Consider the following 24,196-nt stretch of genomic DNA (forward strand, 5'->3'; position numbering starts at 1 on the left):
GAAAGAACGGGATGGATTCGTACGGGGACCTCGTCGCAGCCGACGACGTACTGCTCTTCGTCAACGCGGCGACCACCTCCACCGGCCAACGTGAATTCCACAGCGACGCGGGCGAGCAGCGGCTGTCCTTGGACTTCCTCCATGCATACATGCTGGGCAACTACCGTGACCTGTATGCCGGAGTGCTTGCGCTCGACATCAACGACCACAACGCAGTCCTCATCATCAGACAGTTGCTGGAGACCACCGGTGAGGCCACTGCCGACCAGCGTCGCAGCGAGGGCCGACTGATCGCGTGCCGTCTGGCGACGCTGCCGCCACAGCGCGTGTACGGGCTGTTCAATGCTTTACGCCGGGCCGGGGTGAACAACCGTCGCACTCGCGCGATCATGCGTGATTGGCTGTCCGCCCGCCCGGACCTGGCGTTCGATGCCGTGAAGTACCGCAGCGGCCTCAAGCGAGCCCTTCGCCACGCACACCTGGCCCCTGCCACCGAAGAGCTGGGGGCGTTCGTATTTGCGCCGCTGACCCGCAAGCACTACGCGACACCTCTCCTGGAGGCGTGGCGCCGCGCGCACTACGAGCAGGCCGCCCTGTACGAGCTGCCCTATACGACTGCCGAGGGCTTCGCCGCCAAGCACAAGATCCCCCGGAAGGTTTTCCTGGAGCGCATAGCCCCGCGGATGACCCGCCTGGAGACCTTGCGGTTGCAGGAGTCCGCGCGCAAGACCGGGATCGCAGGAGTACAGGCAGACCTGTCCCGGATGCCGCTGACCCGGTTGGCAACCTATGTGCTTTCGCTGCCGGTCGAGGACCGCCTGCGCCGACGTGCCGAGCTGACCCACGCCCTGGAATCGGCCGCCGACCGGGTGGCCGGCTCCCACCGAGGGAGCTGGGGCAAGGTCACCGCCGTCCTGGACGACAGTTTTTCCGCCTTCGGTTCGGTTCACAAGCGTCGTCGACCGCTGGCCGTGGCCCTGGCCTGCCACTATCTGCTCGCGACCCTTGCCGGCACCTACACCGTGCTGTGGACGTCCGGGCGGACCGACGCACTGCTGACCCGCCCGTACGGGCCGACGCCGTTGGGCCGGCGGATCCTCGACGCGCTGGACACCACACCGTCCAGACTGGTGATCGTTTCCGACGGATGGGACAACGCACCTCCTGGCCTGGCCGCCGAGGTGCTGCGCATCTGGCGCACTCGGCTCGACCCCGAGCGTCGCACCAGCATCGTCCATCTCAACCCCGTCTACGACGCGGCCGATTTCGACGTACGTCGGCTGTCCCCGACGGTGCCCACCGCGGGTATCCGTGACGCCGAGGACCTTCCCGCCCTGGTGGAACTCGCCCAGTTCGCGGAAGGCCGGACCGGTCTGGCCGAACTGGTCACGTACATGAACACCCGTGCCGCTCACATGCTGAGCCGACACCAGCAGGAGCAGGCGCGATGACCACACTGGACCTGACCGGCCTGACCGCCCGCCCCTCACAGGTCTGGGGTGCCGTCCGTCTGGTGCCGCTCGTACGTGACGAACCTGTCGTCGACCTCCGCCTGCGCCCTCAGCTCTACGGCGGTGCGGCCGGTCTGGTCGAGGTCGGCCCACGCGCTGTCTATACCTCCTACATCCCCCATGGATTCGTCGCTACATGGACTGACGACGGCACGCCGGCAGCCGCCTACGGCACCCAGCTTTCCGCTGACGGCAACGCGGCGCCCGCCGCCACCATGGGCCTGCACATCCACCGCAGGATGGCCCGCCGCCAGGCCAGGGACCGGCTGCGGTTCCTCCCCATGCACCTGGCCCTGGAAGGCTACCTGGCACTGCACTTCGGCGGCCCCTCCATCGCATGGGAGGAGTGGTCACAGCGTGCGATCAGCCAAGGGCTCTCCCCGCGCGTCGAGGAAGCCTATGCGGGTGCCGAAGTAAGCGGACTCGCCGACGCACTACGCATCTTCGAGATCCACCCCGATCAATGCGGTGTGATGCTCTACGTCGGCGACGCACTCGCGTCCGCCTTCGTGGTCCCGCATCCCGACGACTACCGCGCCCTCCACCCAACACTCCTGCAGGACCTGTACGGCGAACTGATCTACACCTACGCCATGCTGATGCCACCGGTACAGGATTTCCGGGCCCGCATCTCCGACTCGCAGATCCGCTCCCTGGCCCACCTGCGCACGGCAGTTGCCGAGCAGGAACATGATTGGACATGTTTTCACGACACAACCATGGCGGCCGGCCTGCTGGATCACGCGTATACCTGGCAGTCGGTCTACCGGATGCGGGGCTTCACGCTCTCCCGCTTCCTGCCGACGTTCCGTCCTCAGCAGGAGAACCACATCGGTGAGGCCATCACCGACCACAGGGGCAGGATCGCCTACCTCAAGACGTTTCGTCTGTCGGAGACCCAGGTCCGTCGCGGTCACCTTCTCAGCAGGCTTGCCGCCAACGACTGGCACCTGGCGAACACCGCACACGAACTAGGCATCGAGTGCTATCAGCTGGGGATACGCCTGGCGTCTGTCGGCTTCAATTTCCTGCTCCGCCAGGACATTATGGATGGATACCGCAAGCAAGGACGAACCCGGACCGGCTGAGCGCGGCATAATCAACTGGCCCGTCGCAGTAAATACCGGATTCACTGCGGCAGAGCCCTACCGAGATCACCGTGACCTGCGGCGGACCAGTCCGGCCGCCGGGGCGAGGTGTACGCATGTACCGCGCACGCACTTCGGTTGCCGCGCACTCGGGTCGTACCTCTGTCCGCCGCCCCGCCGTCGTCGTACACCGCGGCGGTCGAGCGGTACCTCACCGGCGCGGGCATCGCGAAAGTCCTCCGCGCGGATCTACGCACAAGGCCCCGGCCGGAACACCCACGTTCGACGTGTGCCCGCAGACCGGCCGGGCCCGGCTCTCCTGCCGCCGCGCTGAGGAGATCTTCGAGGAAAACACCCGGCTGCCGGCACATCCCCTCGCCTCGCCCGACGACATCGAGGACCTGGACGGCTGGACGCTTCACCGGCTACGCCGCAGCGCCCTGACGCACAATGCGGAGGACGGCACCTCCCCCCCATGCTGCCGGCCCGCTCCCGCCACGCCTCCGTCCGCTCACTGGAACAGTACGCCCGCCCCGGCGTCGACTCGGTCGCCCGGCACGTGGCGGAGCGCGACCCCACCGCACGTCACAGGAACCGGTAGCGGACGTGGCTCTACCTTGCACCGCGCCCGATGGGACTGCTGCTGTCCGCGGCCCTGCTCATGCTGTGCGTCGCCGACCTGTCCGGGATGAACAAGGCGGAGACGGAACGGATCCGGGTGCCGTTCGCACGGTGGCTGCTCGCGTCCGGCGCCCTCCTCGACCGCCCCCGCGTCTGGCTGGCCGCCCAGGCGGCACTGGGTCTGCTCCTCAACCACCTGCTGCTGACGGGCTGGTGAGGGTCGGCGTCGACCCGTTCGGTCGCCCGGCCGCCTACGACGACCGGGCCATGGGCGCCCGGCTCAGCGGTGCTCGGGGTTGTCCGCACCCGGTCGGCAGCCGGCGTCCCACTCCGCACGCTGGTTGCCGTAGGCAGGGAAGCCTCCGGTGCGCTTGAGCAGGGCCGCCAGGTGCATGAGGTTCCAGGTCATGAAGGCAGTGTTGCGGTTGGTGAAGTCGTTCTCCGGACCGCCCGACCCCGGATCGAGATACGAGGGGCCGGGCCCCGCCGCTCCGATCCAGCCCGCGTCGGCCTGCGGCGGGATCGCGTACCCGAGGTGCTGCAGGCTGTAGAGGACGTTCATGGCGCAGTGCTTGACCCCGTCCTCGTTGCCGGTGATCAGGCAACCGCCGACCCGCCCGTAATAGGCGTACTGGCCCTGGGGGTTGAGCAGGCTGGAGCAGCTGTACAGGCGCTCGATGACCTTCTTGGTGACGGAACTGTTGTCACCCAGCCAGATGGGCCCGGCGAGCACCAGGATGTCCGCGGCCATCACCCGCTCGTACAGCGCGGGCCAGGCGTCGGTGGCGAACCCGTGCTCGGTCATGTCCGGGTACACGCCCGGCGCGATGTCCTCGTCGACCGCTCGGACGAGTTCCGTGGCCACCCCCTGCATTTCCATGATCGCCCTGCTTCTGGCCACGAGTCCCTCGGTGTGGCTGACCTGGGGTGCTGGTTTGAGCGTGCAGTTGATGAACAGCGCGCGCAGGTCGTCGAAGCGGTAGCGGTTCTCGGTGGGTGTGGCGGGCGGTACGGCCATGGCGGGTCCCTGGGGAGGAGAGCGGGCGAGGGGTGGCGGGCAGCGGGCAAGGGGTGGCGGGTGGCGCTCCGCGCGCCCTGGGAGCAGCTTCTCGCGGAGTGCGCGCGCTGTCCGGCTGCGACGCACCGGCCGGCGTCCCGTGCCGGCGCGTCGGTCCCCTCGTGGGTCAACCGGGATGTGCGTGGTCCCACCCGCCGACAGGCGGGGTGGCCGTTTCCGTGCGTGTACTGGATGAGGGGGTTTCGCGGGCATGGGCCGCCCGGCCTCTCCGCGCTGGGGCGGCAGGCCCGGGCGCATCCCCGATCCCGGGCTGAAGGGGCTCAACACCTTCCCCAGCCGGGGAGGGCGAGCCTGCGGGACTCCCCCGGCCGGACGGAGAACGTGCGGTAGGCGCGCGCGGCGATGATCGGGGCCCGGTCGGACTCGCGCACGTTGTTGCGCAGCGGCCCGGTCCGGAGCCGCAGGCGCACGCCCCAGGGGCCCCGGCGGCGGACGCGTCCGCACGGATGGAGAACCCGTACGAACCCGTACGCGGACAGCTCCGGGACCGGCACGGGGTCCAGCCATAGCGTCTCCTCCCCCGTCTCCAGCCCGGTGAGGCCGCGCCGGACGGGGTCGAGGGTGCCCACCATGGCCCCAGGGGCTCAGCCGTGCGGTGCGGCGGCAGACGGGTGACCGCCCGGGCGGCGGCCCCGGTGGCCGGGAACGGCGGGTGGTGCGGGCGGGAGCAAGGCCGGCCGTGATCGGCCGCCGCGGCCTCGCTGTCGGCCCGCCCCGGTCGCGGCACGGGGGCAGTGGCGTGGCGACGGAGGCAGGGGTCGAAGGTCCCCGGGTGGGGCCGACCGGCCCATGGAGGAGCGGCCGGAGGTGGGGGCCGGACACGCACGCCCGTGCGAGGACGGCTGCGTGTCCTCCGCTTCCGCGGCCCCCAGGAGGGTCGTCGCCCTCCCGGCGGACCGGGGCCGATCGGCCCTACCGCGGCCCAGCCGATCGCCGTTCCATGGAGACCGTTCATGCCGCACCCCGACAGCACCCCCTGACCCGCGCGGAAGACCACGATGCCGATCGCAACCACCCCCAAGGAGCCGCCAAGCCCCGGCGGTCGGTCGACCTCGACAGCGACGAGGCCCTGCGGCTGCTCGGCAGTGTGTCCTTCGGGCGGATCGTCTTCACCCGGCACGCGCTCCCGACCGTCCGCCCCGTCAACCATGTACTGGACGGGGGCGAGATCGTCATCCGCACCCACGAGGGCACGGCGCTGACCGCTCGCACCCAGGAGGCGGACGACCAGGGCGTCGTGGTGGCGTACGAGGCCGACGTCATCGACCCCGACACCCACCTCGGCTGGAGTGTGGTCGTCACCGGCATCCGCCTGACGGCCGTCGACGCCGGCCTCGACGTGGGCGCGGACACGGGTGGCTGACGACGGCCGCCCCTCGCGCCCGGGATGCCGCATCTGGTCCGCGCGCTGTCCGACAGCTGGGTGGTGCGCCCCGCGGACGACGGCAAGACCACCTGGTTCACCGTCAAGCTCGCGTAGGGGGGCGGCTCGGGGGTGCGGAGGGATCGTCGAGGAACTCACGGATCGCGAAGCCCGCCAGTGTGATCACCGCGGTCCACACCACGACCGCCGTGGTCGGATAGGTCCAGGTGAACAGGACCACGGCCGCGATCAGCAGGATGGCGATGCCGATCCAGTGCTTGAACCGGTGGACGAACCGGCCGACCGGCCCCGTACGGAACCCGGCCGAGGTGGCCACGTCGCGCAGCGCGCCGATGCTCCTGCGGCAGCCGGTGCGCGTGAGCACGGCGGGCCGGGACGGTCCGGCGAGGAAGGCCGCGGCGGCCACGAAGAGGGCCGTCGCGCCGAGGGCCCGCGCCCCGGCCCGCAGGAACTTGACCACGGCGTCGTACACGGATCCCGCCGCCGCCTGCGAGGTTCCCGGGGGCAGTCGGTCGAGGTAGATGTCACGGAAGACGGTGAGGGAGATGCCGAGGAACAGCATGGCGAGGAAGACCGCGAGGCCCGCGCCGATCACGGCGTGCCGGCGGTTGAACGCCACGTACACGCCGGCGATCGCGACGAGGAGTGCGATGACGGGCAGCCAGCCGCCGAGGATCTCCAGTACGCGGACGTAGGTCTTGATCTCGCCGATGTCCTTCGAGGCGAACACCACGAAGTCCGTCTTCACGTCCGGGATCTTCGCGGCGGGCGAGAACCCGGCGTCGACGAGCTGCTCCTTGACGCGCTGGACGATGGGGCCGACGTCGACGACGACCTGGTTGTCCTTCAGCACGACGGCACCATCGGACTCACCGGTCAGGGCCTCGTCCACCGCCGCGTGCGCCCTGCGGTTGGCCTCCACCCAGACCTTCTCGAAGGCGCTGCTGCCGACCACCCGCTCGACCGTGCTGCTGACCAGCTGCCTCAGGCCGCTCTCGATCGGGCCGTCCAGGTTCTTCAGCAGGTCGGCGGCCTTCGGCGGCACTCCTTGCTGCGAGGCAGCGTCCGTCAGCTGAGCCACCAGCGCGTCCACGTCGACGCGTTCCAGCACGGCGTCGGTGACCCGGTTGGTGACGGCCCGCTGCACATCGGGATCCTCGGCCAGCGGGCCGACGGTGGCGACGTAGCGGTCGGTGTCCTGCACAATGCTGTTCGCCCACACCGCGACGACGGACAGCAGGGAGAGGATCGCGGCCAGCAGGATCAGCAGGAACGCGCCGACCGACCGGAACGGGTGATGCCGCCCGGACCGAGTGCCCTCCAGGGCGCTCACCCGGTGCCGGAGCTGATCCAGTTCGCCGCGCTCCCGGGCGGAGAGCTCCTCACCACCAGTGTCACTCATGGTGACCAGCAGATTCGCGCGGCGGGCAGTGCGCGACCCGGGGGCACCAAGCGGGTGAACGGCGGCCGGTGTGCGGGTGTCATGGCCCGGTGAGGCCATGGGTCCGTGGGGGACGTCTCAGGGGGCAGCCGTCGGCACCAGGGATGACACCATGAGCGACGCACGCGAAGAAGAAGGGGCCCGATCGACTACCTGGTCGTCGAGTTCCCCGGCAGCCGCATGACGGGGGAGGGTCTTCCCCTCCTGGTCGATCTCGTGGACCGCGGCCTCATCAGGATCCTGGACCTCGTGTTCGTCAGGAAGAACGACGACGGCTCCGTGACCGGCATGGAGATCGCCGACTTCACCGGGGACGGCGAACTCGACCTGTCCGTCTTCGAGGGTGCGTCGTCCGGGCTTCCGGGCCAGGACGACGTGGAGTAGAGGTTGCCGAACACCTGCTCACGCACCCGGATCGGCACCCCCAGGAACGAACTCATCGGCGGATGGTTCGGCGGAAAGCCGTACGACGCCGGATGCTCCGACAGCCGCGCCAACCGCAGCGGCTCCGGATGCCGGATCAGCTCCCCCAGGATCCCGTGGCCCTCCGGGTACGGGCCGATCCGCGCGATCCGCTCCTCGCTCACGCCGACCGTGTGGAACGCCGACAACCGCTTCCCGTCCGGTCCGATCACCCCCAGGGCCGCGTACTCCGCGTCCACCAGCACCGCGGCGGCCTCCATGATGCTCCGCAACTCCTGCTCCTGCTCCAGCTCCCGACCGACCGAGAGCACCGCCTCCAGCAGACTGTGCACCCGGTCACGCGTCCCCCGCGCGGCGTCCAGCCGGGCCTGCAACTCCCCCAGCAACTCGTCCAGCCGCACCTGCGGCAGCCGCCCGTTCCACCGTTGCCGTGCGCCACGGTAACGGCCCGTCAGGGGGACGGTACTGGATCCGGTCGCGCCCGGCCCGTGAGTGGGTGGGTGGGTGGGTGTCCTGGCCTACTGTCCGTCCTGCCGCTGCCGGTCCTGGGCCTGGGTGGCGATGACGGCGGCCTGGACGCGACGATCCACTCCGAGCTTGGCGAGCAGGCGGGAGATGTGGTTCTTCACCGTCTTCTCGGCGAGGAAGAGCCGCCCGCCGATCTGTCGGTTGGTCAGGCCCTCACCGATGAGGGCCAGGATCTCCCGCTCCCGTTCGGTCAGGCCCGGCAGGGCCTCGTCGAAGGCGTGGGCCAGGGCGCGGTGGACGGTGGCCGGGTCGTCGCCCGTGACGTGGAGGGGGGTGTGGCCGTAGCCGCGGAGCAGGGCGTCGAGTTCGGCCTGCGGGAGGCGCGAGAGCACCGTCGGGTTGGCGATCTTGTAGCCGTTGAGGTGGAGGATCGGCAGGACGGCACCGTCGTGGACCGGGTCGAGGAACGTGTGGGAGTGCCAGGAGGCGGCCAGGGGTCCGGTCTCCGCCTCGCCGTCGCCGATGACACAGGCCACCAACAGATCGGGGTTGTCGAAGGCGGCGCCGTAGGCGTGGGCGAGGGAGTAGCCGAGTTCACCGCCCTCGTGGATCGAGCCCGGACCTCGGGCGCCACATGGCTCGGTACACCGCCGGGGAAGGAGAACTGCCGGAAGAGTCGTGCCATGCCGGGCGCGTCACGTGTGACGTCCGGGTAGGTCTCGCCGTAGCTGCCGTCCAGCCAGGAGCCGGCCAGGACGGACGGCCCGCCGTGACCGGGTCCCCAGACGCACAGTGCGTCGAGGTGGCGGGCCTTGATCACCCGGTTGAGATGGGTGTGGACGAGGTTCAGCCCCGGGGAGGTGCCCCAGTGACCGAGCAGCCGCGGCTTGATGTGTTCGGGGAGCAGCGGCTCGGTCAGGAGCGCATTCGCCATCAGGTAGATCTGCCCGGCCGCGAGGTAGTTGGCGGCCCGCCAGTGCGCGTCCAGGGTGCGCAGCTCGTCGTCGGAAAGTACGGTGACGTTCTGGTGTTCGACCTGGGTCATGGGTGACTCCGGAACTCATCGACGGGGGTCGTCGGGCGGTGGAGGACGGCATGGCCGGCAAGAAGGCGACGAAGGTGTCGCGCGCGGCGTACGAGAAGGAACTGCTGCGACTGCAGACGGAGTTGGTGAAACTCCAGGAATGGGTGCGGGCCGAGGAGGCCCGGCTGGTCGTGATCTTCGAGGGGCGGGACGCGGCGGGCAAGGGCGGCACGATCAAGCGGGTCGCCGAGCACCTCAACCCCCGTGTCGCCCGGATCGCGGCGCTCCCCAAGCCGACGGAGCGCGAACGCACCCAGTGGTACTTCCAGCGGTACGTCGAGCAGCTGCCGGCCGCCGGGGAGATCGTGCTGTTCGACCGGTCCTGGTACAACCGGGCCGGTGTCGAGCACGTCATGGGCTTTTGCACCAAGGAGGAATACCAACTTTTCCTCCGTCAATGCCCCATTTTCGAGCGCATGTTGGTGGAGGACGGCATCCTGCTGCGCAAATACTGGTTCTCGGTGAGCGACTCCGAGCAGCAGGAGCGCTTCCGGCGCCGTCTGGAGGACCCGCTGCGGCGCTGGAAGCTGTCGCCGATGGACCTGGAGTCGCTCACGCACTGGGAGGCGTACTCCCGCGCCAAGGACGAGATGATGGTGCACACCGACATCACCGAGGCGCCGTGGTACGTCGTGGAGAGCGACGACAAGCGCCGGGCCCGGCTGAACATGATCGCCCATCTGCTGGCGTCCGTGCCGTACCACGAGGTGCCGCCGCCGGTGCTGGAGCTGCCCGAGCGGCCGGCGTCGACCGGCTACGAGCGTCCGCCGCGTGATCTGCGGACCTACGTCCCGGATCACGCGGCGGGTCTCTGAGGCACCGGTCACCGCGCTCACGCCGGCTCGGGCACGATCACGACCGGGCAGGCGGAGTGGTGCAGCACTCCATGCGTCACCCGGCCGAGCTGGAGCCCGAAATGCCGCGGACGGCGCCTGGCCCCCACGATCAGGAGGTCGGCGTCCCGGGAGGCCCCCGAGAGCACGGTCCGGGCGTGGCCCTCGACGGTACGGCGCCGCAGCCGCACGTCGTCGGGGGCGTCCTGGAGAGCCGCCTCAAGACCTTGCGCGGCCCGCTCCTCGTACAGACGGGCGGGCTCCCCGGCCAGCAGGGGATGGTCGGTGGTCGCGTGCGCGGGGTACCGCCATGCTCGTACCGCCTCGACCGCGGCGCCGCGTCGCCGCGCCTCGTCGAAGGCGAAGCGCACGGCCGCCGAGGACGTCGGCCGCTCGCCGACGCCGACGACGATCCGGCCGTGCGTGGCGGGCAGGGCACGGTTGTCGTGGCTGCCGCGTACGACGACCATCGGGCAGTGCGCGTGAGCGGCCACCGTCAGGCTCACCGAGCCCACGAGCGCCTCGGTGAGGCTGCTGCGGCCCCGGGTACCCGTCACCAGCAGGGCGGCGGTACGGCTCTTTCGGAGCAGGGTGTACTCGGGCTCCTCCGGCACCACCTCGGTGCTGATCTGCACCTCCGGGCGGCGGAGACGCGCGCGCAGGGCCGCGGTCTCCGCGATCTCCTCGATCCGCATCCCCTCGGACGGCGTGCCCGGGTCGTCGGCAAGCGCGTCGGACTCGTACCGCTCCCACAGCGAGGCGAGCACCAGCCGCAGTGGCGCACCGCGCAGGGCGGCCTCGTCGGCGGCCCAGTCCACGGCCCGCAGGCTCGGTTCGGAACCGTCCACGCCGACGACGATCGGCAGGTCCTTCGTCATTTCGCTCACCGTCCCGCGTCGAGGTCGAACACGATCCTGGCCCTGACCTGACCGCGCAGCACCTCGTCGATGGAGTCCTTGACCGAGGCCGGCGGGCGGGTCTCACGGACGACCCGGGGATCGGGGCGTTGCCCGAAGATCCGGGGCTCGCCGAAGGCTCGGACGGCCGCTGCCTTCATGGGATCTCCTCCTCCGATCGCGGCGTCAGTGGTGCGGGACGACGGCGACGGGGGCGGAGCTGTGGTGCAGGACCGCGTGGGTGACGGGGCCGATGTGGGAGCCGAAGGGGCTCCGGCGGATCCGGCGGCCCACCACGACCAGGGAAGCCTCGCGGGAGGCATCGGCGAGGTGGTTGCCGGGGCTGCCGTACGGGCACTCCTCGCTGACCTCGATGTCCGGGTGCTTCTCCCGCCACGGGCGCAGGGTCTCGGTCAGCGCGGTGCTCTCCTGCCGGGCGAGGGCGCGGTGCAGTTCGAGGTCGGCGGCGAGGCCGTAGGCGTAGTACGGGGGCGGGTTCCAGCCGTGGACCACGCGCAGGGAGGTGCTGCGGCGGGATGCCGCCGCGAACGCGAACTCGATCAGTTCCTCGTCGGGGCTGTCGGTGTCGAGGCCCAGGACGACGGGCCGGAAGGGTGCCGCCGCGGACGGGATGCCGACAGGGTCCATCTCGTGCTCGTCCGAGGCCAGTTCCGCGGCGCGGACCAGGACGACCGGCCGTTCGGCGTGGGCCACGACCGTCAGTCCGACCGAGCCGACCATGAAGCCGCCGATGCCGCTCAGTCCGCGGGAGCCCAGGACCAGCAGTTCGGCGTCCTTGGCCCCGTCCAGCAACACCTCGGAGGGCCGGCCGGAGGCGTGCTCGATGACGACCTCCAACCCCGGGTGGCGCAGGCGCACCCCCTCGGCCGCCTCGCGGGGGACACGCTCGGTCCAGTGCTGCTGGGTCTGGGTGCCGAGCAGCGGTGCCTGCGCCACGGGGACCGGGACGGGCTCGAGGACGTGGAGCAGCTTCAGCGGCACACCGAGCAGCTGCGCCTCGCGGGCCGCCCACTCGGCTGCCGAGCGGCTCTCACGGGATCCGTCGAGACCGACGGTGACGGTACGGTTCATGATCTCCACCTTGTGAGGTCGGGGTACTGATCGACAGGTTCGAACTGGGGCGCCGGGGTCCCGATTCGAGCTTCTTCCCTCCGCCGGTCCCTGGGCAGGGGCCTCAGGTCCCTTCGGAGGGCCGATCGGCCCTGTCCGACGTCCGGGTGGGGCCGGCGGGCCTGCTCGTCGCTCCCGCCCCTGAAGAGACCGAGCAGGCCGAACAGACCGAGCGGACCGAGCGGACCGAGCGGACCGAGCATGAACAGCCCGTCGGCCCAGGGGTCGCCCGTCCAGGAGCGAAAGACGGACTGCGTCGGGCCGACGGCAGGTGACGGCGCCCGGCCTCCGGTGCGGGTGCGCGTGCAGGCCGTGGCGATGTCCCCTACGGTCAGGCTCCGGACGTGGTGTGATGCCCTCACTCCTGTCGCGTCCGCCGTCAGGGCGTGGGATGCCGAAGGTCTGCGCTCGTCGGGCTGAACGGCCCTGTCAGCACGGTTCTTGGGGCGACTGGCCGCGCCGGGACACGATTGTCCCGCCGCCGGACGGCCGTCGGTGGATCCTGTGGGCAACAGGGAAGGGCACGGCATGAAACTCGGCGGAGACCGGCGGGGTGGTCCGGTGTGGCGCGACCTGGCTCCCGGCCTCGTCGCCCTCCTCGGCTACCGGCGGGCCTGGCTCAAGGGTGATCTGATCGCCGGGGCGACCGTGGCGGCGTACCTCGTCCCGCAGGTCATGGCCTACGCCGGGGTGGCAGGGCTGCCACCGGTCGCGGGACTGTGGGCGGTCCTGCCCGCCCTGGCGCTGTACGCGCTGTTCGGTTCTTCGCGGCTGCTGTCGATCGGCCCCGAGTCCACGACCGCCCTGATGACGGCCACCGTGGTCGCCCCGCTCGCCGCCGGCGACCCCGGGCGCTACGCCGTGCTGGCCGCCACCCTCGCGATGACGGTCGGACTGCTGTGTCTGCTGGCGCGGGCGGTGCGCCTGGGGTTCCTCGCGGACCTGCTCTCCCGTCCGGTGCTCATCGGCTATCTGGCGGGGGTGGCCCTGATCATGACGGTGGACCAGCTGCCGAAGCTCACCGGAGTGGACACGACCGGCTCGGCGTTCTTCGCCCAGCTGTGGTCCTTCTTCGCCCACCTGGGCGAGGCCGACGTGCCCGCGGTTCTGTTCTCGGCGGCCGTGCTCGTGCTCCTGTTCTCGGTGGCGCGCTTTCGCGCGGTGCCCGGCCCGTTGCTGGCCGTCGTCCTCGGTACGGCGGCCGTGGTGGTCCTGAACCTCGACGGCCGGTACGGCCTCGCGGTGATCGGCGAGGTGCCCTCGGGACTGCCGAGCCTCGCCACACCGGACCTGGGCGAACTGCCCGCCCTGGTCCTGCCCGCGCTGGGCGTCCTGCTGGTCGCCTACACCGACTGCATTCTGACCGCCCGGGCGTTCGACGGCCCGCGAGGCGAAGGCCCCGCCCTCGACGCCAACCAGGAGTTCCTCGCCCTCGGCGCGGTCAACCTCGGCGCGGGCGCGGTGCACGGTTTCCCGGTGAGCAGCAGCGCCAGCCGGACCGCGCTGGCCTCCTCGGCGGGCGCCCGCAGTCAGGCGTACTCCCTGGTCGCGGGTGCCGCGGTCCTCGCGGTCCTGCTCCTGCTCAGTCCGCTGCTCACCCGTACGCCCTCCGCGGTGCTCGGCGCGCTCGTCCTCTACGCCGCCGTCCGCATGGTCGACCTCGCCGGCTTCCGCCGGCTGGCCTCGTTCCGCCGCCGGGAACTGCTGCTCGCCCTGGGCTGTCTGGCCGGTGTGCTCGTCCTGGACATCCTGTACGGCGTGCTGGTCGCGGTGGGCCTGTCGGTTGCGGAGCTGCTGACGCGGGTGGCCCGGCCGCACGACGCCGTCCAGGGGCTGGTGCCGGGGCTGGCGGGCATGCACGACGTGGACGACTATCCGACGGCCCGTACGATCCCCGGTCTGCTCGTGTACCGCTACGACTCACCACTGTTCTTCGCCAACGCCGAGGACTTCCTGCGCCGCGCGCTGGCCGCCGTCGACGAACAGACCGGTGACGTCCACTGGTTCGTCCTCAACACCGAGGCGAACGTGGAGGTCGACATCACCGCGCTGGACGCCGTGGAAGAACTGCGCCGCGGGCTCGCCCGCCGCGGCATCGTGTTCGCCCTCGCCCGCGTCAAGCAGGACCTGCTGTTCGAGCTGAAGGCGTACGGCCTCCTCGACTCGGTCGGCACCGAGCACATCTTCCCGACACTGCCTACGGCGGTGGCCGCGTATCGGCGGTGGAGCGGCGATCGGTAGGCGGGCGGGCGTGATCGGTGGGCCGGGGCGCGTGATTCAGTCGGCGGGCGCGGCCGGGCGGTGGTGAAGTGCGCACGGCGGTCGTCCCCCTCGGTCGGGCCGGGCGTCCCATGCCTTCGTGGAACAGCGGGCCGGATCCGCGACACGGTGCCGGACGGCTCCTCCGGTGTACCGACCGGCCCGGGTGAGGGACCGGACGGCCCATGGCGAACCGGGAGCCGCGGGGCACAGGCTGGACACGGCAGTTCCGGTAGACCGGCTGGAGGCACGCCATGATCACCACACCCACGCCCAGCATGCTGCGCGCGCTGCCCGCCGAACACCGGCAGCGGCTGATGCGCGTCGCCCGTGAGGTGGCCTTCCCCCAGGGGGAGCGGCTGTTCGAGGAGGGAAGCCGTGCCGACCGCTTCTGGATCGTCCGCACGGGCACGGTCGAACTCGACATGCGGGTGCCGGGCCGTCGGCCGGCCGTCATCGAGTCGCTCCGGCACAACGACCTCGTCGGCTGGTCCTGGCTGTTCACCCCGCACATCTGGCATCTGGGCGCCGAGGCGACGACGCCGGTACGGGCGTACGAGTTCGACGCCACGGTCGTCCGTACGATGTGCCAGGAGGACCCGGCCATGGGCCGCGCCGTCAGCCTGTGGGTCGGTGAGGTGCTGGCCCACCGCCTCCAGGCCGCACGCACCCGGCTGCTGGACCTGTACGCCCCCTACGGCGCGGGGAATGCCCGCTGAGTCGGCGATCCGGTCTCGGTGCTTCCCGTCCCGGGTGGTTTCCGTGGCCGGTGGGTGTGTCGCCGCCCGGCTGGCGAGGAGTCTGAGCCGGTCCCCGGCAGGGGTTCCCGGCGGGGCGGTGTAGATGGTCGGGTCGTTCGCCGCACCGCGGGACAGGGGCGGGTCCAGGGAGTGGTACGACAGCTCCAGGCAGCCCACCTCGGGGTGCCGCAGCCGCTTGACGCCCTCATCTCGGATACGTCGACGACGTCGATCCCGAGGAGGGGGCGCGCGGTCGCGCACCTCGTGCGCGGCCCACATGGCCCGAACTCGGGGGAAGTCCCCGGTGCCGTAGTGCTTCCGGGGCACAGTGCGGCGACCCCCTGGAAACCGATCGGTTTCCATTGTGTCCGCTTCGGGTTAACCTCGCGGCATGACCACCGAAGTGAAACCGAGCCCGAGGGAGCGTCTGCTGGAGGCGGCGGCCACGCTCACCTACCGAGACGGTGTCGGCGTCGGCGTGGAGGCGCTGTGCAAGGCGGCGGGGGTGTCGAAGCGCTCCATGTACCAGCTGTTCGAGAGCAAGGACGAACTTCTGGCGGCGAGCCTGAAGGAGCGCGCTTCCACCTATGTGGCGACGCTCCTGCCCGCGGCGGACGACGGCCGTTCCCCCCGGCAGCGGATCCTGCACGTCTTCGAGCAGGTGGAATCACAGGCGCGGGCGCCCGAGTTCCGGGGGTGCCGGTATCTGGCCGTGCAGATCGAGCTCAAGGACCAGAGCCATCCCGCGAGCCGGGTGGCCCGTCGGGTCAAGGCGGACCTTACCGCGTTCTTCCGCGGCGAGGCCGCGCGGGGCGGCGCCGGCGATCCCGGCCTGCTGGCCCGGCAGCTCAGTCTGGTCTTCGACGGTGCCAGCGCCCGCGCGGGGATTCAGGCCGACGATCTGACCGGGGTGGTCGCACCGATCGTGATCACCCTGCTCGACACGGCCGGCGTGCGCTGACGCGTCCGTCGCCGCTCAGTGGGCGTCGGCGTCGATCACCCCTCACACCAGGTCCGTCCAGGTGTCGCGCAGGCGGGCGGTGGTGACCTGGTCGTCGCTGCGCAGGTGGTCCAGTGGTGGTCAGCGCCCTGTTCTACCGTCGTGGTGTCCCCCCGAGCAGGACCCCGACGCGGCACCCGTCGTCCATATGTGAGCCCGCTGCCGGCTTCCGGACAGCCGGAGGCCGGCAGCGGCCGTCGTTCGCGCCTCAGGAGGACTGCGCGGTCTGGTACAGGTTCTGCGCGTCGGTGCCGAAGTACGGCCCGTACATCCGGTTGGGCAGGAAGTTGTACTTGAAACTGTTCACCGAGGACTGCAGGCCGGTGCCCGTGGCCTCGTCGAACTGGGTGAACCAGGGGCCGCCACTGGAGCCGCCGGTCATGTTGCAGTTCATGCCGTGGTCGTTGGAGAGCAGGAAGTCACGGTTGGTGTTTCCACTGCAGTAGACGAACTTCTCCCCGTCGTACGGGGCGGCGGCGGGGAACCCGAAGGCGTACATCGCCCGGTTGTACCCGGTGTTGAAGGCCAGCCCCTGCCCGCCGACGACATCCGTCAGCAGCTTCCCGTCCAGCGGGGCGACGACGGCCGCGCCGATGTCGTAGTTGATGTCCTCGCTCGCGGTCCACTGCGGCGTGGACAGCGTCTTCGTCGCGCTCCATCTGCCGTACGGGGCCTGCCCGTCGTGGTAGCCGGGCACGAAGACCCAGTTGGTGTGCCAGGCGCCCTCCAGCTTCACGCAGTGGCCGGCGGTGATGACGGTGCTCTTGTTGGCGCTGGTGACGGCGTTGCCGGAGCACGAGGCCGTGCGTCCCTGGTAGGAGAAGAACACCCGTCCGGCCGTGGAGACCACAGCCCCGCCACCGGTCCAGGCGCCGCCCCCGTTGGGGAAGGCCAGCGCCCCGGTCTCGCTCGTCGTGCCCGGGAGCGTCGGAGCGACGGTGCTCTCCGGGCCTTTGGCGAGGGAAGGAGCCTTCGTCCGGCCCCGGTCCACGGCCGGCAGCTCCAACGGGGCGGCCTGACGCATCCGTTCGGCGGTCCAGAACGAGGCGGGGTCCGCGGCGGCCGTGGCCGCGCCGGCAGGCGAGGCGGACACACCGGTGCCGATCATCGCGGCGGCGAGAAGCAGGGCGGCGGCGACGGGGCGGGATCTGCGGGGGGAGCGGGACGAGCGGCGTATGTCTCTCACGCGTACTCCTTGTGCTGTGGGGGACGAGGACGAATGCGCGCAACGCAGAGTGCCAGCCCATCCGCAATTTGGACAGGTACACGTCACGATGGGCGCAAAATCAACCCCGATGAGGCGACCCGCCGATCGCCGCCAGGACTGTCCTGGTGAACCGGCGAAGCAGCAGGTGATCTCCAGGAGTGTCGCGCTCTCCTCTGCGGTACACGTCCGTCATGGAGATGGAGATGTCCTCGCCGCCGCTGTCGACGAACGGCTTGGCGATCTCCAGAGAGTCCGAACCCGGGTGCTGCCGGCCGTCCTGGTACGCGGTGTTGGTGGTCCGCACCCCCTCCCTCGATGAGGTTGCCGGTCGGCACGTCCGGCCCGTACAGGCCGTACAGCACCCCGGAGGCGCCTCCGTGGAAGGCCCCGGTGGAGGTGCCCAGGTCGACGGTGAGGGCGGGGGTGGCGGCGGCCGGTACCGCGATCGCGGTGGTGAGACCGGCCATCACCGTCAGCAGGAGCACCGTCCTGATGCCGTGGAGAAGGCGTCTGGAGGCCGAGCGTCTCTGCCCGAGTCTTCGCATGCGCAGACGTTCCTTCAGGGATGGGGCTTGTCGGTGCTGCGCCGGCCCCCGTGCCAAACGTGTGGGTGGCTTCTTCCTCGCGGGTCAGACGACGGGGTCGCCGGTCCCGGCCTCCTCGCGCAGGTGGTGGGCGCGGGCGAGGAGGAGGTAGCTGCTCGCGGTCCAGGTGTAGGCGCGGTCGCGCAGGCCGGTGCCGGTGAGGGCGTCGAAGTTCTCGGCGAACCCGTGGGTCTCGCACAGGGCGCGGAAGCGGGCGCTGATGTCGTCCGCGAGCCGCTGGTGGCCGGAGCGGCGCAGGCCGTCCTCGACGAGGACGGTGGCGGGGGCCCAGATCGGGCCGCGCCAGTAGCCGTCGGAGAGGTAGTGCGGTGAGGTGGGCAGTTCGGTGGCGAGGCCGTACGGGGTGAGGTGGGCCTTGATGTGGTCGGCGAGGGTGCCGGCGACCTCGGCGGGCAGATGCTCGCCGAGCGCGATGGGCATCAGGTCCAGGAGGCTGGCGCTTGTCCACGTGTCCCCGGTGCCGGCCGAGCGGGCGACGAACCTGTCTCCGGTCCAGAGCTGGTCGAGCAGGGCCGTCTGGATCTCCTCGGCCGTCAGCGTCCACCGTACGGCCTCGTCCGCCTTGCCCAATTCCCTTGCCAGTGAGGCGAGTTCATGAAGCTGGAGGGCGAGGAAGGCGGCGAGGTCGGCGGTGACGACCACCCGCTCGGGGTCGAAGGTGGTGGCGTTGTCCCAGCCGCTGTCGTTGCCGTGCTGGTAGTACGGCAGGTCGGCGCCGGGGGCGCGCCGGGCGGTGAGCCAGAAGCCGGTCCAGCGCTCCAGGCGCTCGTACACCTCCGTCAGTTCGGTGCGGTCCGGAGGGGTCGGCAGGGTGCGGCGCAGATGGCCGAAGGCCCAGCCGTGGATGGGCGGCTTGACGAAGTTGTAGAGGACCTCGGAGTGGGTGACCGAGTCGGGAAGGGCGCCGCTCTCGTCCTGGTGGTCGAAGGGGAGGTGGAACTGGTGACGGGCCAGCTCCGGCGAACCCTCGGCCAGGGCCAGGGCGTTGAAGCAGTGGTCCCAGCTCCAGACCTTGTCCATCCAGTGCTTGGACATCAGCACGCCCGGCCGGGTGACCAGGCCCTTCGCGGCCACAGTCGCCGACCAGACGACGTACGCGGCGAGTTCGGCGGCCGGAGTGGCGTCCGAACGCCAGGGGGCCACCGCGTCGACGAAGTCCGCGAAGGCGGCCCGTGCGGAGGCCACCACGGCAGCGAAGGGCGCCGAGGGGGCGTAAGGCGGGCGGGCGGCGTCGAGTTCCTCGATCGCGATCTCCCAGGTGCCGTCCGCCGGGGCGGTCACGGTGACACCGCGGTCGGCGCCGCCCAGGGCCTGGGCCCCGGCCGGGTCGGCGAGGGCGCCGGACAGGAGGGTGACGCGGTAGCGGCGGCCGGTCTCGTACGAGGTGAACACGTGTGCGTCCGCCGCCGGGTCGTGGAAGAAGTACGTGCCGCTGAACGGGGTCAGGGTCCGTGCGGCGGCGAGAACGCCGAGGCCCAGGCCGCTGCCCCGCAGCCGTACGGTGTCCGGTGTCTCGTAGGCGAGTTCGACGCGTGCGGCGCCGGCCGTCCAGGTGAGCAGGCCCGGGGTCGCCTCGACGCGGGTTCCGGCCCGCTCGCCGCTCGCCGGGTCCAGGGGGACCAGGCGCAGGACGCCGTGCATGCCGTTCTGGTGCGAGACGAGGTGGAGGTCCTCGGCGTAGGTCTTCTCCGCCACGACGGGGGAGATGTCGAACCAGGATCCGTACGCGCTGAAGGGGATGTCGTGGACGGAGAAGGCGGGGCCGGATCGGACGGCGGTCATGTGGCGTGACTCGTTTCTGGGGCAGGGGATGCCGTCGGCCGACGCGGAAGAGCGCCGGTCGTCGGGGCGGGTCGGGGGGCTCAGTCCTTGACGGCGCCGGTGGTGACACCGGCCGCCACATAGCGCTGGGCCAGGACGAGGATGACCGCGGCGGGCAGTGACGCCACGACGGCGGTGGCCATGATGGCGTTCCACTCCTGGTTGTTGTTGCCGATGTAGTGGTAGATGCCGAGGGTGATGGGTTCGTGGGTGCCGCCGTTGACGAGGGTGTTGGCGAAGACGAAGTCGGACCAGGACCACAGGAAGGCGAACAGCGAGACCGTGACGACGGCGTTGCGGCTCATCGGCAGGACGATCGACCAGAAGGCGCGCAGGGGCCTGGCTCCGTCCATCTGCGCGGCCTGGAGCAGTTCGCCGGGGATGCCGGACATGAACGCGGTGAAGATGAGCACCGCGAAGGGGACGGCCAGGGTGGAGTCGGCGACGATCAGGCCGGGGACGGACTGGAGCAGGCCGAGCTGGAGGTAGATGGCGTAGAAGCCCATCGCCATGATGATGCCGGGGATCATCTGGGCGGCCAGCAGGACGAAGCTCAGCAGGCCGCCGCCGCGGGGGCGCAGTTTGGCCAGGGCGTAGCCGGCGGGCGCGGCCAGGGCCACGGTCAGCACGACGGTGCCGAGGGCGACGACGAGGCTGGTGCCGAGGTAGGGCAGTTGCTCGGCGAGCACGGTGCGGTAGCCGGACAGGGTGCCGTGGGCCGGGAACAGGTCCGGTGGGCTCTTGCGCATGTCCTGGTCGCGGGTGAGGGAGACGTTGACCATCCAGTACACCGGGAACAGCATGACCCCGGTCAGCAGCAGGCCGAGGGCCGTCTTCCACCAGGAGCGGGAGGCACTTCGGTTCATGACAGCGCCTGCTTTCGCTGGACTCGGACGTGGACGAGGCCGAACACCAGGGCGGCGACCACGAGCAGGTTGCCGACGGCCGCGCCGGGGCCGAAGGCGGGCAGGAGGTTGCCGAAGCCGAGTTGGTAGGACCAGGTGGCGAAGGTGGTGGAGGAGTCCGCCGGGCCGCCCTTGGTCATGATCCAGATGATGTCGAAGACCTTGAGGGTGTAGACGAGGCCCAGCAGCAGGGTGATGGCGGAGACCGGGCGCAGCAGGGGGAAGGTGATGCGCCAGAAGCGCTGCCAGGCGTTGGCCCCGTCGAGGGCAGCGGCCTCGTACAGCGAGCCGGGGACGGACTGCAGACCGCTGTAGAGCACCACCAGGTTGAAGGGGACGCCGATCCAGATGTTCGCGATGATCACCGAGGTCAGCGACCAGTCGGGGGAGGTCAGCCAGTTCACCGGGCCGACGCCGACCGCGTGCAGGGCGGCGTTGACGATGCCGGAATCACTGTTGAACATCCACGACCAGGTGGAGGCGGACACGATCAGCGGCAGCAGCCAGGGCACCAGGAACAGGGCCCGCAGGGTGGTGGAGAGCCGGAAGTGCTGGTGGAAGAAGACCGCGAGGGCCAGGCCGATGGCGTACTGGAAGACCAGGCACACGACGGTGAAGACGACGGTGTGCAGCAGGGCGGGCACGAAGGTCGGGTCGTCGAAGACCCTCTGGTAGTTCGCCAGGCCGGTGAACGGCGCGTCGCCCTGGACGAAGGAGCGGACCGTGTAGTCGCGCAGGCTCAGGTCGAGGTTGCGGTAGAGCGGATAGGCGTAGAAGAGGGCGAGGTAGAGGGTGACCGGGGCGAGGAAGGCCCAGGCCGTCCACTGTGGGGAGGCCGGACGGCGCCGTTCGCGCGCGGGGGCCCGGGGCGGGGCGGCGGTGGCCGCCCCGCCCCGGTCGTGCTCGGACCGGCGGCCCGGGACGTGTTTCGTGTCGTTCATCGACGGACCGCGCATCCCTGGTTACTTGACGGCCGACTGGGCCTTGGTCAGCGCGTCCTTCGGCGACTCGGCGCCGCTGAGCGCGGACTGGACGGCCTTCCACAACTGCTCGGAGATCTTGGGGTACTTGGTCCCCAGGTCGTCGCTGGTACGGCCCTTGGCCGCCTTGACCGCCTCCACCCACGGCTTCAGCTCGGCGGTGGCCGCCACCTGCTTGTCCTGGACCTCGGCGGTGGGAGCGACGTAGGAGAGGGTGGTGTCGGTGTCGTACAGGTTCTCGGTGCTGGTGAGGCAGGTGACCAGCTTCTGGGTGGTGGCGTAGCGGCCGGTGTCCTTCTGGGCCGGGACGGTCACGAACTCGCCGCCGGTCGGGGCGGCCGCGTTGCCGCCCCCGGCGGCCGGGACGGGTATCACCCCGTAGTCGAAACCGGCCTTCTCGGCGTTGGCGAGCTGCCAGGTGCCGTTCTCGCCGAACGCGTAGTCACCGGTGGCGAACTCCTGCCAGCTGGTGGTCTGGGTGTTGTTGAGGACCGAGTTGGGGGCGTACCCCTTGTCGAGCCAGCCCTTCCACAGGGACAGCGCGGAGACGCTCTGCGGAGAGTCGAGCGCGGTGAGCTGTGCGCCGGCGCCCCAGAACCAGGGCAGGAACTGGAAGCTGCCCTCCTCCGTGCCGATCGCCGAGAAGGTGATCCCCTTCTTGCCGGCCTTCTTGACCTTGGCCAGCGCCGCCGTCAGCGACTTCCAGTCCTTGACCGAGGCGATGTCCACGCCGGCCTTCTTCAGCACCCCCTTGTTGTAGTAGAGGGCGAGGGTGTTGGCGCCGATCGGGGTGCCGTAGGTCTTGCCGCCGGACTGGCCGGCCGCGAGCAGGTTCGGGTCCACCGTGGAGGTGTCGAGCTTGGTGTCGTCGGTCGTGGTGAGCACGCCCGCTTCGGCGAGGGTCGAGACGACCGGGTTGTCGACGATGAGGACGTCCGGGGAGTTGCCCTGCTGGGCCGCCAGCAGCGTCTTGTTGGCCAGGTCGCTGGTGTCGAAGCCGGTCCGCTTGATCTTCACGCCCGCGTCGGTGCCGCACTTGTCCAGCAGCTTCGTCCAGGCCGAACCCTTGGCGAACTGCGGGTACGGGTCCCAGACGGTGTAGGTGCCGCTGTCCTCGTCCTTGGCGCCGGTGCTGCCCGAGCCGGAGGAGCAGGCGGTGGCGCTGACGGCCACGGCCAGGGCCGTGAGGGCCGCGGCGGTCAGACGGCGCTGTCTGGAGGTGCTGCGCATGTCGGGTTCCTTCGTTTTTGGCACAGGTGTGCCGTGAGAGGGAGGGATACGGGGGAGAGCCGGGCACACCGAGGGCGTCGGTGAGGGTTCGGGTGCCCGGCGCGCCGGGACGCGGAGGCTCTGGGGCGTGGTCGGTCCCGCCGGGCGGATGGGGGGGGCGGCGGGCCCGTGGGGTGGAGTCGGGGTCGGGAGGGCGGTGGTCTCGGTGTGTGGCGCTCAGGGAGTGCGGGGGCCGGGTGTTGAGGCTTCGGGCGGGTCAGGAGGCGCCGAGGGCGGGGCCGGTGCTGGCGCGCAGGGAGATCGGCGGGACGAGGAGGTGGTGCCGGGCGGGTGCCCCGGGGCTGTCCAGCCGCTCGACGAGGAGGTCGACGGCGAGCCGGCCCATCTCGGCCGCCGGCACGTCCGCGGCGGTGAGCTGCGGGGTCACCGTCTCCGCCCACCGGCCGGCCACGATCCCGGTGACGGAGAAGTCGCGCGGCACATGGCGGCCCGCGAGGGCCAGCCCTCGGTAGAGACCGCCGAGCGCCGCCTCGTTCAGGGTGACGAGGCCGGTGGTCGCCGGGTCGTCACGCAGGATCCGCTCCAGGCACGCCTGCCCCGAAGCCGCGTCGTCCCCGCAGGTGTACGACCGCACGGTCAGTCCGCGTTCGGCGGCGGCCTTGGTGAAGCCGTCCAGCCCCCGGTGCGCGGACTCGTACCCGGCCCGCAGGAGCTGTTCGGGCCGGTTGACGAAGGCGACCCTGCGGTGGCCGAGGTCCGCCAGATGGTGGACGCACGCCTCCGCCAGCGCGGTGTGGTCCAGGCCCACCCACCAGCTGCCCTCCGGCCGGGCCGTACGGCCGATGGCCACGGACGGGAAGTCCAGCTCGGCCAGGTGATCGACCCGGTCGTCCGCCAGTCTGATCTCCATCAGGATCGCGCCGTCGACCCGCCGCTCCCCCAGCAGCCGCTGGAAGGAACGGTCGCTGTCCACGCCGCTGGGCGACAGCAGCACGTCGTAGTCGTAGGCGGCAGCCGCCTCCACCACACTGCCGATGAAGTCCAGTTGCATGCCTGTGTAGTGGTTACCGGCCGGCGGGAAGACCAGCCCGATCGTGCTGGTCCGTCCGTTGGCCAGGGCCCGGGCACTGGCATTGGGGCGGTAGCCCAGTTCGTCGATGACCTGCTGGATCTTCCGGCGGGTGTCGTCGGACACGGGGCGTTTGCCGCTCAGGGCGTAGGACACGGTGCTCCGCGAGACACCGGCCCGCCGGGCGATCTCACCGATGTTCACGGAGAAACTCCTTGCTCGAACCGGTTCGACGCTCCGACCAGGCGGTGCGTCCGACCAGCGTACGTAGTCGGGTGAGGAGAGGGCGACTTCCGGTCGTCGAACCGGTTCGCGTGAAGTGAAGGTAGGAACAAGCCGGACGGCTGTCAACACCTGAAACGGGGTTTCCCGCCACAGAACAGCAATCCGATCGATCCACACGCCGTCGTCGATTCGGCCGC

General features: G+C 70.8%; 18 protein-coding genes and 7 pseudogenes. 9 read left to right on the forward strand and 16 right to left on the reverse strand.

Annotated elements, in window-relative coordinates:
* Positions 1-11: 11 nt before the first annotated feature.
* From ACFU5F_RS24030 to ACFU5F_RS24040, 3 genes and pseudogenes are all read left to right on the forward strand, one after another.
* Positions 12-1,451: a hypothetical protein gene (locus tag ACFU5F_RS24030; protein WP_383890768.1), complete on the forward strand. Its 1,440-nt coding sequence runs from the start codon at positions 12-14 to the stop codon at positions 1,449-1,451.
* Positions 1,448-2,599: a hypothetical protein gene (locus ACFU5F_RS24035; RefSeq protein WP_383890771.1), complete on the forward strand. Its 1,152-nt coding sequence runs from the start codon at positions 1,448-1,450 to the stop codon at positions 2,597-2,599. The genes ACFU5F_RS24030 and ACFU5F_RS24035 overlap by 4 nt, the downstream gene beginning before the upstream one ends.
* Before the next feature lie 631 nt (positions 2,600-3,230).
* Positions 3,231-3,437, forward strand: a pseudogene (locus ACFU5F_RS24040) (hypothetical protein); the annotation flags it as partial.
* A gap of 63 nt (positions 3,438-3,500) precedes the next feature.
* Here ACFU5F_RS24040 and ACFU5F_RS24045 read toward each other — a convergent pair.
* Both ACFU5F_RS24045 and ACFU5F_RS24050 read right to left on the reverse strand, forming a co-directional pair.
* Positions 3,501-4,238, reverse strand: a complete 738-nt coding sequence (locus tag ACFU5F_RS24045; RefSeq protein ID WP_383890773.1) for a flavodoxin family protein — start codon at positions 4,236-4,238, stop codon at positions 3,501-3,503.
* Positions 4,239-4,558: 320 nt separating this feature from the next.
* The gene (locus tag ACFU5F_RS24050; protein ID WP_383890776.1) at positions 4,559-4,870 is read right to left on the reverse strand and encodes a hypothetical protein; all 312 of its coding nucleotides are present in this window, start codon (positions 4,868-4,870) and stop codon (positions 4,559-4,561) included.
* A gap of 368 nt (positions 4,871-5,238) precedes the next feature.
* On the opposite strand from ACFU5F_RS24050, the pseudogene ACFU5F_RS24055 reads away from it, so the two are divergent.
* Positions 5,239-5,625: pseudogene (locus ACFU5F_RS24055) on the forward strand (pyridoxamine 5'-phosphate oxidase family protein); the annotation flags it as partial.
* 139 nt (positions 5,626-5,764) lie between these two features.
* On the opposite strand, the gene ACFU5F_RS24060 reads toward ACFU5F_RS24055, so the two are convergent.
* Entirely contained in the window at positions 5,765-7,084 is a 1,320-nt protein-coding gene (locus ACFU5F_RS24060) for a hypothetical protein (RefSeq protein ID WP_383890778.1), read from the reverse strand.
* Between the two features lie 219 nt (positions 7,085-7,303).
* Between ACFU5F_RS24060 and ACFU5F_RS24065 the strand changes: the two are divergent.
* Positions 7,304-7,504: pseudogene (locus ACFU5F_RS24065) on the forward strand (DUF6325 family protein); the annotation flags it as partial.
* On the opposite strand, the pseudogene ACFU5F_RS24070 reads toward ACFU5F_RS24065, so the two are convergent.
* Together ACFU5F_RS24070 and ACFU5F_RS24075 are read right to left on the reverse strand one after the other, a co-directional pair.
* A pseudogene (locus tag ACFU5F_RS24070) lies at positions 7,471-8,001 on the reverse strand (GAF domain-containing protein); the annotation flags it as partial. The pseudogenes ACFU5F_RS24065 and ACFU5F_RS24070 sit on opposite strands and share 34 nt — an antisense overlap.
* Positions 8,002-8,064: 63 nt before the next feature.
* Positions 8,065-9,059 (reverse strand): annotated as a pseudogene (locus ACFU5F_RS24075) (LuxR C-terminal-related transcriptional regulator).
* 50 nt (positions 9,060-9,109) lie between these two features.
* On the opposite strand from ACFU5F_RS24075, the gene ppk2 reads away from it, so the two are divergent.
* On the forward strand, positions 9,110-9,913 hold the full coding sequence (gene ppk2 / locus ACFU5F_RS24080; protein WP_383890781.1) for a polyphosphate kinase 2: 804 nt from the start codon (positions 9,110-9,112) through the stop codon (positions 9,911-9,913).
* Positions 9,914-9,930: 17 nt separating this feature from the next.
* Here ppk2 and ACFU5F_RS24085 read toward each other — a convergent pair whose 3' ends face one another.
* The 3 genes and pseudogenes from ACFU5F_RS24085 to ACFU5F_RS24095 all read right to left on the reverse strand — a co-directional run bounded on the left by ACFU5F_RS24085 (position 9,931) and on the right by ACFU5F_RS24095 (position 11,919).
* Positions 9,931-10,809: a universal stress protein gene (locus tag ACFU5F_RS24085; RefSeq protein ID WP_383890784.1), complete on the reverse strand. Its 879-nt coding sequence runs from the start codon at positions 10,807-10,809 to the stop codon at positions 9,931-9,933.
* 5 nt (positions 10,810-10,814) lie between these two features.
* Positions 10,815-10,925 (reverse strand): annotated as a pseudogene (locus ACFU5F_RS24090) (zinc-dependent alcohol dehydrogenase); the annotation flags it as partial.
* An 88-nt stretch (positions 10,926-11,013) separates the two neighbouring features.
* On the reverse strand, positions 11,014-11,919 hold the full coding sequence (locus ACFU5F_RS24095; protein WP_383890786.1) for a universal stress protein: 906 nt from the start codon (positions 11,917-11,919) through the stop codon (positions 11,014-11,016).
* Positions 11,920-12,486: 567 nt separating this feature from the next.
* On the opposite strand from ACFU5F_RS24095, the gene ACFU5F_RS24100 reads away from it, so the two are divergent.
* The gene (locus tag ACFU5F_RS24100; RefSeq protein WP_383890789.1) at positions 12,487-14,199 is read left to right on the forward strand and encodes a SulP family inorganic anion transporter; all 1,713 of its coding nucleotides are present in this window, start codon (positions 12,487-12,489) and stop codon (positions 14,197-14,199) included.
* Positions 14,200-14,471: 272 nt separating this feature from the next.
* Complete coding sequence (locus tag ACFU5F_RS24105; RefSeq protein WP_383890792.1) at positions 14,472-14,936, forward strand: cyclic nucleotide-binding domain-containing protein; 465 nt, start codon at positions 14,472-14,474, stop codon at positions 14,934-14,936.
* Between the two features lie 87 nt (positions 14,937-15,023).
* Here the strand turns inward: ACFU5F_RS24105 and ACFU5F_RS24110 are convergent.
* Positions 15,024-15,320, reverse strand: a pseudogene (locus tag ACFU5F_RS24110) (DNA-binding protein); the annotation flags it as partial.
* A gap of 28 nt (positions 15,321-15,348) precedes the next feature.
* Between ACFU5F_RS24110 and ACFU5F_RS24115 the strand changes: the two are divergent.
* Positions 15,349-15,918: a TetR/AcrR family transcriptional regulator gene (locus ACFU5F_RS24115; RefSeq protein ID WP_383890794.1), complete on the forward strand. Its 570-nt coding sequence runs from the start codon at positions 15,349-15,351 to the stop codon at positions 15,916-15,918.
* A 247-nt stretch (positions 15,919-16,165) separates the two neighbouring features.
* Here the strand turns inward: ACFU5F_RS24115 and ACFU5F_RS24120 are convergent, their stop codons facing one another.
* The 7 genes from ACFU5F_RS24120 to ACFU5F_RS24150 all read right to left on the reverse strand — a co-directional run bounded on the left by ACFU5F_RS24120 (position 16,166) and on the right by ACFU5F_RS24150 (position 23,978).
* Positions 16,166-17,143, reverse strand: coding sequence for a trypsin-like serine peptidase (locus ACFU5F_RS24120; protein ID WP_383890797.1), 978 nt, complete (start codon positions 17,141-17,143; stop codon positions 16,166-16,168).
* 100 nt (positions 17,144-17,243) lie between these two features.
* On the reverse strand, positions 17,244-17,468 hold the full coding sequence (locus ACFU5F_RS24125; protein WP_383890799.1) for a hypothetical protein: 225 nt from the start codon (positions 17,466-17,468) through the stop codon (positions 17,244-17,246).
* 325 nt (positions 17,469-17,793) lie between these two features.
* Entirely contained in the window at positions 17,794-19,551 is a 1,758-nt protein-coding gene (locus tag ACFU5F_RS24130; RefSeq protein WP_383890802.1) for an amylo-alpha-1,6-glucosidase, read from the reverse strand.
* Positions 19,552-19,631: 80 nt separating this feature from the next.
* Positions 19,632-20,456 (reverse strand): carbohydrate ABC transporter permease, encoded by an 825-nt coding sequence (locus tag ACFU5F_RS24135; RefSeq protein ID WP_383890803.1) that lies wholly within the window; start codon positions 20,454-20,456, stop codon positions 19,632-19,634.
* Entirely contained in the window at positions 20,453-21,436 is a 984-nt protein-coding gene (locus tag ACFU5F_RS24140) for a carbohydrate ABC transporter permease (RefSeq protein WP_383890805.1), read from the reverse strand. Before ACFU5F_RS24140 ends, ACFU5F_RS24135 begins: the two co-directional genes overlap by 4 nt.
* Before the next feature lie 21 nt (positions 21,437-21,457).
* Entirely contained in the window at positions 21,458-22,705 is a 1,248-nt protein-coding gene (locus ACFU5F_RS24145) for an extracellular solute-binding protein (protein WP_383890808.1), read from the reverse strand.
* A 256-nt stretch (positions 22,706-22,961) separates the two neighbouring features.
* Positions 22,962-23,978, reverse strand: a complete 1,017-nt coding sequence (locus ACFU5F_RS24150; RefSeq protein WP_383890811.1) for a LacI family DNA-binding transcriptional regulator — start codon at positions 23,976-23,978, stop codon at positions 22,962-22,964.
* Between the last annotated feature and the right edge of the window lie 218 nt (positions 23,979-24,196).

Origin of the sequence: Streptomyces sp. NPDC057438 (genome assembly GCF_042802995.1) — a bacterium.
In the GTDB taxonomy this organism is placed as follows: Bacteria; Actinomycetota; Actinomycetes; order Streptomycetales; family Streptomycetaceae; genus Streptomyces.